The sequence below is a fragment of the Chryseobacterium sp. PTM-20240506 genome, from assembly GCF_048296755.1.
In the GTDB taxonomy this organism is placed as follows: domain Bacteria; phylum Bacteroidota; class Bacteroidia; order Flavobacteriales; family Weeksellaceae; genus Chryseobacterium; species Chryseobacterium proteolyticum.
The window spans coordinates 644920-658594 of the sequence record NZ_CP182581.1; the positions used below are offsets into that span (position 1 = coordinate 644920).

Annotated in this window: 11 protein-coding genes; 7 read left to right on the top strand and 4 right to left on the bottom strand. The window is 35.4% G+C overall.

The genetic code is table 11. The annotated features are described in order from the left end of the window. Window positions 1–63 precede the first annotated feature (63 nt). Window positions 64–1212, top strand: coding sequence for a hypothetical protein (locus ACNFU2_RS02635; RefSeq protein WP_418123579.1), 1149 nt, complete (start codon window positions 64–66; stop codon window positions 1210–1212). Between the two features lie 50 nt (window positions 1213–1262). Here ACNFU2_RS02635 and ACNFU2_RS02640 read toward each other — a convergent pair whose 3' ends face one another. Both ACNFU2_RS02640 and ACNFU2_RS02645 read right to left on the bottom strand, forming a co-directional pair. Further along, window positions 1263–2702: a S41 family peptidase gene (locus ACNFU2_RS02640; RefSeq protein WP_418123581.1), complete on the bottom strand. Its 1440-nt coding sequence runs from the start codon at window positions 2700–2702 to the stop codon at window positions 1263–1265. 51 nt (window positions 2703–2753) lie between these two features. Next, a complete protein-coding gene (locus tag ACNFU2_RS02645; RefSeq protein ID WP_418123583.1) occupies window positions 2754–4610 on the bottom strand; it encodes a helix-turn-helix transcriptional regulator in 1857 nt (618 codons plus the stop codon). A 233-nt stretch (window positions 4611–4843) separates the two neighbouring features. Between ACNFU2_RS02645 and ACNFU2_RS02650 the strand changes: the two genes are divergently transcribed. The 5 genes from ACNFU2_RS02650 to ACNFU2_RS02670 are packed head-to-tail and all read left to right on the top strand — an operon-like array spanning window position 4844 to window position 7903. Then, on the top strand, window positions 4844–5167 hold the full coding sequence (locus tag ACNFU2_RS02650) for a DUF4870 domain-containing protein (RefSeq protein WP_172283152.1): 324 nt from the start codon (window positions 4844–4846) through the stop codon (window positions 5165–5167). A gap of 19 nt (window positions 5168–5186) precedes the next feature. Continuing rightward, window positions 5187–5660, top strand: coding sequence for a hypothetical protein (locus ACNFU2_RS02655; protein WP_273647871.1), 474 nt, complete (start codon window positions 5187–5189; stop codon window positions 5658–5660). Further along, on the top strand, window positions 5660–6157 hold the full coding sequence (locus ACNFU2_RS02660; protein WP_345988735.1) for a hypothetical protein: 498 nt from the start codon (window positions 5660–5662) through the stop codon (window positions 6155–6157). Before ACNFU2_RS02655 ends, ACNFU2_RS02660 begins: the two co-directional genes overlap by 1 nt. 29 nt (window positions 6158–6186) lie before the next feature. Beyond that, window positions 6187–7167 (top strand): hypothetical protein, encoded by a 981-nt coding sequence (locus ACNFU2_RS02665; RefSeq protein ID WP_306612076.1) that lies wholly within the window; start codon window positions 6187–6189, stop codon window positions 7165–7167. A gap of 4 nt (window positions 7168–7171) precedes the next feature. After that, window positions 7172–7903, top strand: coding sequence for a hypothetical protein (locus tag ACNFU2_RS02670; RefSeq protein WP_172283145.1), 732 nt, complete (start codon window positions 7172–7174; stop codon window positions 7901–7903). A gap of 362 nt (window positions 7904–8265) precedes the next feature. Here the strand turns inward: ACNFU2_RS02670 and ACNFU2_RS02675 are convergent, their stop codons facing one another. Then, a complete protein-coding gene (locus ACNFU2_RS02675) occupies window positions 8266–9372 on the bottom strand; it encodes an epoxide hydrolase family protein (RefSeq protein WP_172283143.1) in 1107 nt (368 codons plus the stop codon). Window positions 9373–9681: 309 nt separating this feature from the next. On the opposite strand from ACNFU2_RS02675, the gene ACNFU2_RS02680 reads away from it, so the two are divergent. Then, on the top strand, window positions 9682–10320 hold the full coding sequence (locus ACNFU2_RS02680; RefSeq protein WP_418123587.1) for an NAD(P)-dependent oxidoreductase: 639 nt from the start codon (window positions 9682–9684) through the stop codon (window positions 10318–10320). A gap of 54 nt (window positions 10321–10374) precedes the next feature. Here ACNFU2_RS02680 and uvrA read toward each other — a convergent pair whose 3' ends face one another. Continuing rightward, window positions 10375–13167: an excinuclease ABC subunit UvrA gene (gene uvrA, locus ACNFU2_RS02685; protein ID WP_418123589.1), complete on the bottom strand. Its 2793-nt coding sequence runs from the start codon at window positions 13165–13167 to the stop codon at window positions 10375–10377. Window positions 13168–13675: the final 508 nt, after the last annotated feature.

The following is a 13675-nucleotide window of genomic DNA, read 5'->3' on the forward strand; positions in this document are numbered from 1 at the left end:
AATATAGGATACTAATCATTATTTCTTGCTATATTGGTCTTTCACTAATCGTTAACTAATATCATGAAATACCTATATTTAGTAGTATGCTCACTTTTAATTATTGCCTGTAAAGGACAGGGAAAAACAGATCTTTCAACATTGAGATTGAATGAGTCCATTGAAGATCTGATCGACTTTAAAAATAAAAATATGGTTGAAGTAAATACTGTTGAATATCCCTTTTGTTTATTTATTGAAATAGATAATTCAGAGAAGTTTACGTTTGACGGAATAGATTTAAAAGGACAAAAAGTATTTTTCCAGATTAATTCCGAGCGATTGAAAACAGACAGTATTACAAAATTTGGTGGAGGTCATTTTGATATGCAGGGTTTTAAAGATAAAAAAGAACTTGCTGCAATTCTGAAAAAACAAAAAGCAGATCCCACGATATATGGATTCAGGATAGAAATGAAAACTCCTGCCCTGAAGAAAGAAATCCTAAAAAAGCTCGAAAGCCGTTACGGAAAGGGAATTAAAAATCCTAATACGGATAATGGGCTATACTGGAATGTAAAAAAAGACAATCGATATATTTTCTATGCACCGGACTATGACAGGCTAATTATTCTGAATAATATAAACCTTTCAAAAACATGTTATTGGGATGCTATGAACGGACTTATAGATTTTGGCGGATGTGACAATGAATCTTATACTAAGGAACTCACCAAGAACAGAACCGATTCTAAAGATATCAAAGATAAACCTGTTATCAAAATTGATAAAAACTGGAATATAAATGGTCTTACACTTGGTACTTCAACCGAAGCGGATTTTGTTAAATCTTCACTCAACAAAAATTTTGAAAGAATAACCACCGTAGATTCAAAAGGAGACCTCAAAGAATTGATGCAGCAAAATACTTATAATAATTTTCATTTTTATTTCACAGCTGGAAAAAACGGTGAAAATGATCAGGAAAATAACATTTTGAAAGGTTATGCGATCAATGATTTTGAAGCGGTGGAGGTTTCCTTTGGGAATCAGTTGAAAAAAGGAATGAAAGGAGAGGATGTATTAAAGATCATAGGTAAAAATGATGTTGTAGGAGATCCGGGATTAAAGTACTCCAATTATTTAGAGATTAAAAATCCTGCTTATAAAATCAATTTAATATTTGATGATAATCAATTGTTTTCAAGCATGTATGTGCTCAAAAAAGAATAGAAATTGTGCCAGAAAGAGATAAAGCTCCGGTAAATCCGGAGCTTTAATATTTATTCCATGATCCACTCGGTAGCTTTTTGTAGAACGGCATCAACATTTTTATCCTCTGAAGGAGTAATCATAATGTCCGGTTGTATGCCTTCCTTGTATTCTTTTCCTGTCCGGTCCATTTCGTAGGAAACCGCAAGGTAAAGTGTTCTTCCATCACTCAGTTCGTATCCCTGATTTGCACTGGTAAGTCCTGCAGAAGGCTGACCAAAGGTTTTAACATTCTTTTTTCCGATAAAGGAAATAGTGGTCGCCTCACCACTACTGGCTGTCATAGGTCCTATTAAGACTGCTATTTTAGGGTTCTGATCATGTAGCGTATAGGGTTTTGAAACAGAAACACTATACATACTGCCATCTTTGTATTTCCAGGCACTTTTGCTTTTTCCATCTTTTGTAAAATAACCCAAAGCTCCCTCTCCTGTTAAGGGGCCTAATCCCGTTATCATGGGATACATATTGCCTCCGGTATTGGATCTGAGATCCACAATCCAGCCTTTCAGGGTGTTTTCTGAATCAAGCTTTTTAATCATACCCTGTATTTTTTCAGCAAAAGCATTACCTACTTCTTTGTTAAGAGATGAAAATGCGGGGACCATAATATAACCGATCTTTTGGTCCAATAATTTATATTCAGGTTCAATAGGAGAACTTTTGGTACTCTTTTTTTCTTCAGCATATTGTTTGTTGTCCACGAAAGAATGATTATCTCCTGCAGCCCGCAACACTTTTATAATATGTTGAATAGCAGGAGCTGTATCTTCCTCTGTTGCCATACCTCCGGAAAGTTTCTGAAGGTTATTATCCAGTGAAATCCAGTCTATTTTATCTTTAAAAATCGAATTTTTCTTTACGATGTTTTTAAATTGATTAATATACTTCAAAGCGGTCTTCGAAGCTTCCTTATCGGAAAATGGGATTTCCGTGACAGAAAAATCATCAAACCAAACTTTACCACTTCCTTTTAAAAAGCCACCCAATACAAAGTAGTCTGCCTGATCATTAAGTATAAATTCCAGGGTGTACTTTTTCCAATCTTCATTTTGGACTATTTTACGGTTTTGGGAAAAAGAATTTCCGAAATCAACCATAGTATTCTTTCCATCCCAAACCTGTGCCCAAAGAGAAATATTACCCTGGATATTTGCTGATTTTATAAAAGCACCGATTTCAACTTTTCTTAATCCTTTTCCAGGAATCTTTACTTTTTGAGAGAAAGTTTGTAATTCATTAACATGATCCTGTTTACCGAAGATTTGTAATGAGCCGTTACCGGAGTGTTTAACCTCACCATCATATTTCATCTCATATGGGTCGAGGACTTTATGGCTCCAATCCGAAGGATAATTGTTTTCTGTTTTTTCAAAGCCGGGATTTTGTAATTGGGCTGACGCAAAGATGCTACCGGCCAAAAGAAAAATACCAATGGAAATTTTTTTCATGGTTTAAATTTGATTTCTAAAAATAGGAATATTTAAAAAATATCCAACCCTCTAATTACCTAATTTCTGAAGGAAAAGATTAAGATCTTCCTCTTTGTCCAGTCCTAATTTTTGTTTGATCCTGTAGCGGCTCATTCTTACACTTTTAGGCTCGATATGCATCAATTGGGAAATCTGGCGGGTATCCATTTTAAGATAAAGGTAAGCACAAAGCTTCATATCAAGAAGGGTAAGCTTTTTATGGGCTTTTTCGTTGATGAGGTTAAAGAAATCGGGGTGAACTTTCTGGATCTGGAGTTTTGCATCTTCAAAATCATTATCAAGAACGAGCTCTTCTTTCATAATCTTCTGCATATTCAGAGAGCTGTCATCGGCAAGTTTATCTTTGATGCTATGCAACATGCGGTTTTTATGTTCCAGCTGAAGGACGTTGGCCATTGCTTCTTTTTGAAGTTGCTGCTGCTGGGCTTCCAGCAGTTGTTGTTCTGCCCTTAATCTTGCCTGTTCTTCCTTCTCCAGTTTTACCTGCATTTCAGATTCGTGTTTTTCGAATTCAAGTTGTTTCTCCCGTTCTAAGGAAAGACGCAGTTTGAAATGGTAGGAACGAAACATAAAAAGGAGTCCAAGTAATGAAGCGATAGCAATGCAAACATATAAATAGTTTTGAAGTTTACGGCTTTCCTCCCTTTCTTTGAGTATTTTCACTTCATTATTCTTTTTTTCTGTTTCAAATTGTATCTCAAGCTTCTGTGCATTAAGGGCTTGCTGCTGATTAAAATTCTTGTCGCTGTATTCGGTTACTTCCGCCTGAAAATCCAAAGCTTTTTCAAAATTGCCCTGATTTTTATAAAAGTTAGACAAAGCCTGGGTAATATTGATTAAAGTATAATAGTATGGGGCTTTATCGGCTTTCATCAGATGATAAGCTTCTAATAGATACTTTTCTTCTAAAAGAGTATTACCATCTCTTTTGGCATATTCACTTAATATCCCAAAGCTACTGGCTTTAACTTCTGAAGCATTAGGATTATCTTTTAATATATTCCCCGCTGTCTCGGCATAATAAATGGCTTTTTTTTCTGCATCTTTATCATTGGCTGGAAAATATTTTAAATATACATTGGCAATATTGTTACAAGTGATGGCATAGGTATATCTGGATACTCTTGTTGGATATTTCAGATAAAGATCTTCAGACTTTCTTAAATAAAAGAGAACACTGTCCAGTCCTTTTTTTTCTTTGGAAGAATTGTAATTATATTCGTGGGCAACGGATAAGGCTGCATACGCATTACTGAGAAGATTGTAATTTTTTGTTTTTTCTGCATTTTCAACTGTTTTGTGCGCATAGTTATTGACTTGGGGTACATTATTCCATGTTGAATATGAGGCATAAAGCTGATAATAAAAACAGGCTGCAATATAAGGGTCCAGTGATTTTTCCAGCTCTTTTAACCCGAGCTGACAATATTTTATCCTTTTTTCGTGATCATCCAAAGTTTTATACAAGAACACTTTTGCATAATATGCGGAAGCCATTGCCTGAGGATTTTTAGATTGCTGGGCAATCATTAAAGCCGAATCACTTATCTTTTTTAAAGAGGCTATTTGCTGATCATTGGCTTTTATAACTGTGAGAAGTGTATAAGCTTTTGTTGCTTCAAGGTAATTCTTATTCCTTAAGGCGATACGGGCACTCTGCCTTGCCTTATTTTCGGCAGCAGAATAGTTTCTGTTTATTCTGTAAGCTTCTGCAAGTTGATTTAATAAAAAGGGCTTTTCTTTTTCCTCAGTGGCCGGTTTATTAATTGCCGATTGAAGACTGTCGGTATACACACCCTGAGGAAAAACATGACAGCTTATTCCTAAACAGGTCCATAAAAATATTTTGTAGAATACAGATTTCATATACTTAAAATTAAGATAATTTGTTAGATTCCCGCATAAAAGTTTGTAAATATGGACGAATATATAGAATAGCAAGATGCTGGAAACCAGTGCTGTTTGATTCCTGTAGTCATATTGTAGACACCCTTATAAGAGAAGTAGATGTTTTGTAGCATCATAAAGTTTGGAAATACGCGCCATTCAAACGAATCTTTGTCTTAGCAATATTGCTGTATAATTAATCACAGATTTTTATGAACAACAAAACTTTATCTATCGTTTCCTATATTACTCCTATAGGCTGGATTATAGCCTATCTATCAGGAAAAGACAATGCAGACGCTCTACTTAAATATCATTTAAGACAGTCTTTAGGACTTATGATTATAAGTATCCTTTTCAATATTTTAATGAGAATACTGGTTTCTGTGACACCTGCATTATCTTTTTTAGGTATCGCAGGACTTCTTATTACCATATTCTGGATATTGGGAATCATTAATGCCGCAAACGGAGCAGAAAAGCCGGTTCCCGTATTCGGAAAAATGTTTGAAGATAAATTTAATTTCATTGGTTAACACAAGCAGGAAAATTAATATGGACGATTATAAATATTTCATCCGTGAAGGCAATCAGTTTCATCTTAAAACCAAAGTCTCAACTGCAGTTCTAAGAACAATATTATGTGTAGTAATAGCTGTTGTTTTGTATTACATAATCCCTCCGGAAAATAAAATAAGGCTTTGGTCAGCTGTTCTTTTCGTGTTCTTTGCATTGGTTAATTTGTTGAGGACAACAAAAAAATTGATCATCGATACACAGGCCAGAACCATCATTCATAAAAATAATATATTGAGTGGAGAAGCTGTTTACCGTTTTGAAGATTTTGAACAATTTTATGTACTCGTGGGAAAATATCTTTTTATCACCATGGACAGTACAGCTTTCTTAATATTTGATCAGAATGGCAGAGAGAAGAGAGTTCCGGTCGTTGTAGGGCTTTTTAGTTCAAGAACTCCACAAAATGCCATTAATGAAGTAAGCGAAATCATGAATATTGCAGAAAAATAATGGAATCGAATAAATATCAACTGGAAATAACCTCCACTGAATTAAGTATAAAACCTTATTTCGGATATTTACCAAAGATAAAGATATTCGCTTTTCTGGCTATTGTTATATTCTGTTTTGTTCCCTTTTTCACCCAGCTGAATGATAACATCCGATATACGTTGTATGGCCTTGGTGGGATCATGTTATTGTATGCGGTATATGATTTTATCTTTTGGGCCGGTATAAAATTCCTGTTTGATAAAAAAACAAACAGTATTTACAAGATTTACCCATTGTCGGTAAGAAAAAGATTAATGGCTTTTGATGAAATGACAATTATCAATACTGCAGAATATGGTGACAGGGCTTATGCCATAGGTAAAAAGAAGAAACAGTTTCTAAGAAATTATCCTATTAGTGATACCTTTTCCGGAAGTAAAAGAAGTAATAGGAGAGAGGATGAATACGTAGAACAGATACTGAATCCTATTCTTGAGTTTGTAAATAATCCTTAAATCTAAAGTCACTCCAAATACATATCAATATGAAAAAAAAGATTGTTATATTCTGGATACTGTATATGTTGTTTTTTGCAATCCCATTTCCAATGATTTTGTATTACAACATCAAGGGGGATGACCCTACTGATCTCAGCCTTGTAAACCCATGGCTTGCTTTAGGTATTTTAGCCGTTTCTCTTATATTATGGATCATTATTCTTACCGGGTATTTTCGCAAATGGATCCTGTCTAATTTTACAGCAAAAAAGAATATTGAATATTTAAACAAAAATGGAGTCCCTCGCAAAGCCGAAATAATTGAAGCTGTAAAAATAAAGGAGGAGAGTAAATATAACTCTTATGACCTAAAACTATTATTTAAAAATTTAGTAGATACTGAAATTGTCCAGAAAACAACGGTAAACGATTCAAAACCTCAGCAGCATCGATTTGAAGCCGGGAAAAAGATTGATATTCTTATTGACAAAGAAGTAAAAAGAGAACCTTATTTTATTTTTGCAGGAACTGAAGCGAAGATCAGTATCCTGACTATTTCTCTTATTTGCTTAGGATGGCTTGCGCTTGTTGCAATTATTTCCTGGTATTATATCTACTCTTATCATACGGAAAGTATGGGAATGGGTTGGAGGTTTATGGTTTTCTGGCATCCTCTTATTCTTTGCCCTGCCATTCTTTTGCTGTATAGAGTAGGATTTCCTTTGATTATAAGAGTATTTGAAGGAAAAAAAAAGGGTGAAGCTGCGCTTATTAAATTGAAAGGGATAAAAACTACAGCCAGATTACTGAGCGCCAACCAGACAGGAACCTATATCAATGAACAGCCCATGGTTCTGTTTAAAGTAGAATATATAGATTTCCAAAATCATACAAGAAGGGCAGAGCTCAAAAAAATTGTAAATCTTCTTGACCTGAATATAGTAAAACAGGCAAACATAGATATTTTTTACCTCAAAGAAAATCCTGACCTTGTTGCATTTGCCTCTGATTTGGATCAAATTAGTTAACACCATGAAAAAATCAATCATTATAATAATTGCAGGCAGTACTCTTTTTACAGGTTGCGAACAGATTTCAAAGAGTGTTAAGGATACCCTTAAGCCTGTACCAAAAGATAGTATTTCTACCTATGTAAAAAAGGAAGAAACTTTTCCTGAAAGCCCATTTGATCCTGCAGTAGAACGGCAGATAGAAGAAGCGCAGCATATGGTCAATACTATTTTGGAAAAACATACTAAAACCCATGTTCAGACTCATCAGGAAGGTAAAAGCACAGACTTTCTAAGCAACGAAGAAAAATTAATCAAAGCTGAGGAAGCACTGAAAAAGCTGCCTCAGTACATGGGTAAAGAGATCTTTATCTACTCTTCCGTTTATTTTTATAACGACGGCAATATCAGGCTGATGCTTCAGCATCCTCAGAACCCGGAATACATAGACAATTACCGTTATGAAAATGGTAAATGGTCTGATCCCAGCCCGGAACAATTATCCGTTAAAGATAATATTAAAACCAGGTTGGTCCCCTTAAGAAAGCTTCCTTTCGTAAATATTGCCAAAGCGGCAGAAATCTATAATGAAAAAACAGCTCGCGTTGAAGGAGCAAAGCCTGTTACAAATATTTCCATCTCGGTCTGGAACAATATGATAAGATGGTATCCTTCAAGCATTAACGGAAGCAGGGAACGCTATTCAATTGAGCTAAACGAAAACGGAACATTAAAAAAATTTGAGAGAGAGTAGTAAGGAGGTATAATATAAAAGAATCCGCTCTTTAGGAGCGGATCCAGTAGATTAATACATCTCATTTTTTTAATTAGACAACAATAAAAAGCACAGCCGACAATGCTGTGCTTAAATTTTTATAAATTTAATTGCAATTTCAAATCTGAAAAAAGCAAAAAACGATTTCATTTCAGTTGTATTACATAGTAAATGTAGGAATAATTTTAATACAAAACATGAATTAAATGTTAAAATTCACAAGTTATCCACATTTTTTTGTGGATAAGTCTGTGATTCGGTCTTTCAATATATTTATTGAGTTAACCAATTTGAGGTTTTTGTCCTTATCATGGTGTTTTGAGAACCAATTCTTAGCGCAGCTACAAAGAATAAAAGAATGATCTCAATTCATCTGAAAATACCTCGGGTATTTCCAATGCTGCAAAATGGCCGCCATTATCCAGTTTTTTAAAAGAGACAACATTGACAAACCGTTCTGCCCATTCTCTGGGAAACTGGGCCTCACGGGGAAGCACTACAATTCCCGCAGGAACATCGGTTTTTTCCAATGGCTGAGATCCTCCCCATTGTGCTATAGCATCGGCTTTATACATTCTCATGGATGTACCGATGGTCTGGGTGACCCAATAGATCATAATATTCGTAAGCAACTCATCGCGTCCTCCAAAAGCTGTTTCGATTAATTCAGGAGGAGCACCGGCGTTTCCAAAACTAATGATCCATGCCGCTAACCCGACAGGAGAGTCATTGAGTGCATAAGCCAATGATTGTGGTTTTGTAGAGTGAACCATAGCGTAAGCACCTTCGGAATACCACCAGCGCTGTACAAACTGGGCAAATTGCTTTTCTTCCTCTGTCATTGTATTCGGATCTTCCTGTCCCATAGGGTAACCGATATCCGTAAAATGAACTCCCTCCATAATATCCGGATATTTGGAAGCTAAAGCTTTGGTAACTCCCATTCCCACGTCTCCACCCGCAGCACAAAATTTATTATACCCTAATGTTTCCGTCATTAATTTGATCCATACATCTGCTACGGCTTCACTACTAATGGCAATCTTATCAGAAAAGCCAAAACCGGGAATAGAAGGAATAATAAGATCAAAAGTTTGTTCACCCTCCGTAAGCAGAGGAATTATTTTGTGAAAACGATAAAAGGTATCCGGCCAGCCGTGGGTTAGCAATAAGGGGATGGAATTGCTTCCTTTTCCTTTTATATACTGGAAATGAATCTGAATCCCGTCAATGTCAGTTGTATATTGGGGATATTGATTCAACTGGTCTTGATGTTTTTTCCAGTCGTATCCATTGATCCAGTAGTCTGTAATTTCCTTCAGGTACTTTTCGCTTGTTCCGAAGTGCCAGTCAGAACCTTCAGCTTCTCCGGGCCATCGGGTGTTTTGAATTCGGTTTTTCAGATCTGTAAGAACAGTCTCTGAAATGTTTACGGTAAATGGTTTCATATGATTTGAATTTGGTTGTATGAGTTGCATTATGGTTCTTAACAAATATAATTCTTTAATTGTTTTGTAAAGTCGTATTAATTAGATATTTATAAATTTTTATACTGCTGTTTTAAATTAAATAAGTAAATTTATCCTATTAAAATCTCTTTATAAATATCATCAGTATTTACCGGTAAGATTCTATAACCGGGCTTTATAAGGGTTCAGGCTCCTGGACTCCTTGTCTTTTTATATTTACATAAAAACAAAACCAATGGTAATATCATATTACCGGCGTGTACAGTTTATAACATTAAAGAGATTCTTATGAAAACAAATACAATAGCCGTGATCGGCGGTACCGGAAAATCCGGAAAATATCTTGTTCGTCAGCTTTTGGAAAAAGGCTATTCCATTAAACTTTTGCTCAGAAATCCCGAGAATTTTATATCAAAAAATTCTCTGATAGAAATTATGAAAGGGGATGCCAGAAATTATCAGTCCGTTCATGCTTTACTTAAAGATTGCAGCTGTGTTATCAGTACTTTAGGGCAGCCGGTTGGTGAAGATCCTATATTCAGTGATGCCACAGGAAATATTCTAAAGGCAATGACCTTTCACGGTCTTAAAAGATATATTGTAACTACCGGATTGAATGTTAACACCCCTTTTGATAAAAAAAATATAAAGGTGAAACAGGCAACAGGCTGGATGTATCAAAACTATCCGAAAACAACGAAAGACAAGCAGACAGAATATGAATTACTTACGACAACAGATCTGGACTGGACATTGGTAAGACTTCCTTTAATTATTCAGACCGATGAACATTTCAATGTGGAAACCAATCTGGAAGATTGTAAGGGTGAAAATATCAGCGCAGCAGACCTGGCGGAATTTCTGATTTCACAAATTGAAGACACAACATACATCAAGGAAAGCCCATTTTTGTATAATGTGCTTTAAAATCATTTAATAAGATTAAAAAAACAGAGAGTCAAATTTGACTCTCTGTTCATATTAATTTTCTAATTTTTCTTTGATATATTTGGCCGTATGCGACTTTTTATTGTCTGCCAGTTCTTCAGGTGTCCCGGCAAAAACTACTTCACCACCATATTTTCCGGCTTCAGGACCAATATCAATGATATAATCTGCAGATTTGATGATGTCCGGTTGATGTTCTATAACAATTACAGAATGCCCGAGATCAATCAGTGCCTGAAGAGATTTCAGTAATTTTTGGATATCATGGAAATGGAGTCCGGTTGAGGGTTCATCAAAGATAAATAAAGTCTTATCCGTTGTTACTCCTTTTACCAGGAAAGAAGCAAGTTTTACACGCTGTGCTTCACCTCCCGAAAGGGTAGAAGAGCTTTGCCCAAGCTGTAAATAACCTAAACCAACCTCCTGCAAAGGTCTTAATTTCGTAACAATTTTGTCTTCATGATTTTCTTTAAAAAACTCAAGAGCTTCATCCACCGTCATATGGAGGATATCAGAAATATTCTTCTCATCAAACTTTACTTCCAGAATTTCATTTTTGAAACGGGTTCCTTTACAGGTTTCACATTCCAGCTCGATATCAGCCATAAACTGCATAGAGACATTGATAACCCCTTCTCCTTTACACTCATCACATCTTCCACCATCTACGTTGAATGAGAAATGTTTCGGTTTATAGCCCATCATCTTAGACATCTTTTGTTTGGCAAAAAGATCTCTGATATCATCGTAAGCTTTAAGATAAGTAACAGGGTTTGAACGTGAAGATTTCCCGATAGGATTCTGATCGATGAGTTCAATATTCTTGATCAGTTTTTTAGGAAATTCCACTGTATCGTAATCTCCCTTTTTTCCTCCCATTCCCAACTGTATCTGGATATCGTTTGTGAGAATTTCTTTCATTAGTGTAGATTTGCCACTTCCGGAAACTCCTGAAATAACAACCAGATTTTCCAAAGGAACATCTACATCAATATTTTTGAGATTATTTTGTCTGGCTCCTTTAATATGGATCCATTCCTTAGCTTTCCTTCTTTTCTCAGGAACTTTAATTTCCAGTCTGCCTGTTAAATATTGAGAGGTAAGGGTATCAGCATTTTTTAATTCTTTGTAATCCCCGGCAAAAACAAGTTCACCGCCCAGGTAACCGGCTTCAGGACCAATATCAATAATATAGTCTGCAGCTTTCATTACATCTTCATCGTGTTCAACAACGATAACGGTATTTCCCAAATCCCGCAGATTTTTTAAAACTCCGATTAAATTTTCAGTATCCCTGGAGTGCAACCCGATTGAAGGTTCATCCAGAATATAGATGGAACCTACTAATGAACTTCCCAAACTGGTAGCAAGGTTGATCCTCTGGCTTTCTCCTCCAGACAGCGTATTGGATGTTCTGTTAAGGGTAAGATATCCTAATCCCACCTTTAATAGGAATTCCAGACGGGTAGTGATCTCATAGAGAAGCCTTTTAGCTACTTCCTGATCATGTTCCGAAAGCTGTAAAGAATTGATTAAAGGGAAGAGCTCGTCAAGCGGTAATTCAATCGTAGACTGGATATTATGCCCGTCAACTTTTACCCAGCTTGTTTCTTCACGAAGCCTTAAACCTTCACAGGTTGGACAAAGTGTTTTACCCCGATAACGGGAAAGCATGACACGGTATTGGATCTTGTATAAATTTTCTTCAAGCATTTTGAAGAAATTATTGATCGATGGAAAACTGCTGCTACCATCTCCTTTCCATAAATAATTTTTTTGCTCCTTCGTAAGCTGATGATAAGGCTTATGGATAGGAAAGTCCCCCGCTTTTTTGATGAATGCTTTTTTCCATTCACTCATCGTTTCTCCTCTCCATGCCACAACAGCATCTTCATAAACGGAAAGGGTCTTGTTAGGAATTACAAGGTCTTCATCGATTCCTATTACTTTTCCATAACCTTCACAAGTAGGACAAGCACCATAAGGATTATTAAAACTAAAAAAATGGACATTGGGCTCCAGGAATTCTATCCCGTCCATCTCAAATTTATTGGAAAACTCTCTAACTTTTCCTGTTTCAATATTTTTAAGCGAGCAATACCCTCTACCTTCGTAGAAAGCCATCTGAATAGAGTCTGCCAATCTTTGAAGAAAACTCTCATCTTCTTCATAAGCAAAACGGTCGATCACCAGATTAATGACCATTCCTTTTTCAGGAGTAAATCCAAAGCTTTCCAGATCTTCAATTCCTGCAACGTTATCATTAATCTCCAATCTCGTAAAACCGGCTAGCTTGAGGACATTTAAGTTCTCTGCAAAATTGTCAATATCATATTCCAGTGGAGCCGTTAAAAGAAAAGAAGAATCCTTCTTTGAAGATTTAATAAAATCCACGACATCTGTCACCGAATCTTTTTTTACCTCCTGTCCTGAAACCGGGGAAAATGTTTTCCCGATTCTGGCAAATAAAAGTTTAAGGTAATCATAAATTTCTGTGGAAGTTCCGACTGTTGAACGGGGGTTGGAAGAAATAACTTTTTGCTGGATAGCAATTGAAGGAGCGAGTCCTTTAATATCATCCACTTTTGGTTTTTCCAGTTTCCCTAAAAACTGTCGTGCATACGAACTTAAGCTTTCAACATATCTCCTTTGTCCCTCCGCATAAATTGTGTCAAAAGCGAGTGATGATTTTCCGCTTCCGGACACTCCTGTGATAACGATCAGTTTATTTTTCGGGATTAATACATCGATGTGCTTCAGGTTGTTAAGATGTGCATTTTTAACAAATACCTGCTTTTTTATATCTATTTCTGTAATTGATGCCATAGTAAAATTAAGACCAACAAAAATACGAATTTTTAACGGATTTTCTTCGTCTAATTATCGCTTTTACTATTCAAAAAATCTATTAAACAGACTGTTAATATTTACAAAATAAAAACATTGACCGGTCATTGTTTTGGTACTTTTTTGATAAAAAAACACTTATGTAAATACTTTAAACAGACCAATTGATTATTTCAATAATAAAATATTATTACTGTAGTGTATTAAACAATAAATTATGAAATGATAGCAATGAATCTGTTCATCAGCATTAATTATTAAACAAAGAAGGAAAGATGCAATATATTATTTAGCATGTTAAAGAAATTTTATGAATTTTTATGTTTTTTTAAGTTGCAGTATTGCTTCGTATTTTAAATTTATTTAACATTGCAGCGTATAAATGTATATAATAATGGTAAAGTTATTCAGAGACCTTGTTACACATTTAATGAGAAAAAGGTAATTACTTCCCCACACAAGATGCAGTCCACTGCATCTTTTTTTA

Excerpts from the sequence above, each read along its gene's own strand:
- ACNFU2_RS02635 (WP_418123579.1), top strand. The coding sequence starts at position 64 with ATGAAATACCTATATTTAGTAGTATGCTCACTTTTAATTATTGCCTGT.
- ACNFU2_RS02640 (WP_418123581.1), bottom strand. The coding sequence starts at position 2,702 with ATGAAAAAAATTTCCATTGGTATTTTTCTTTTGGCCGGTAGCATCTTT.
- ACNFU2_RS02645 (WP_418123583.1), bottom strand. The coding sequence starts at position 4,610 with ATGAAATCTGTATTCTACAAAATATTTTTATGGACCTGTTTAGGAATA.
- ACNFU2_RS02650 (WP_172283152.1), top strand. The coding sequence starts at position 4,844 with ATGAACAACAAAACTTTATCTATCGTTTCCTATATTACTCCTATAGGC.
- ACNFU2_RS02655 (WP_273647871.1), top strand. The coding sequence starts at position 5,187 with ATGGACGATTATAAATATTTCATCCGTGAAGGCAATCAGTTTCATCTT.
- ACNFU2_RS02660 (WP_345988735.1), top strand. The coding sequence starts at position 5,660 with ATGGAATCGAATAAATATCAACTGGAAATAACCTCCACTGAATTAAGT.
- ACNFU2_RS02665 (WP_306612076.1), top strand. The coding sequence starts at position 6,187 with ATGAAAAAAAAGATTGTTATATTCTGGATACTGTATATGTTGTTTTTT.
- ACNFU2_RS02670 (WP_172283145.1), top strand. The coding sequence starts at position 7,172 with ATGAAAAAATCAATCATTATAATAATTGCAGGCAGTACTCTTTTTACA.
- ACNFU2_RS02675 (WP_172283143.1), bottom strand. The coding sequence starts at position 9,372 with ATGAAACCATTTACCGTAAACATTTCAGAGACTGTTCTTACAGATCTG.
- ACNFU2_RS02680 (WP_418123587.1), top strand. The coding sequence starts at position 9,682 with ATGAAAACAAATACAATAGCCGTGATCGGCGGTACCGGAAAATCCGGA.
- uvrA (WP_418123589.1), bottom strand. The coding sequence starts at position 13,167 with ATGGCATCAATTACAGAAATAGATATAAAAAAGCAGGTATTTGTTAAA.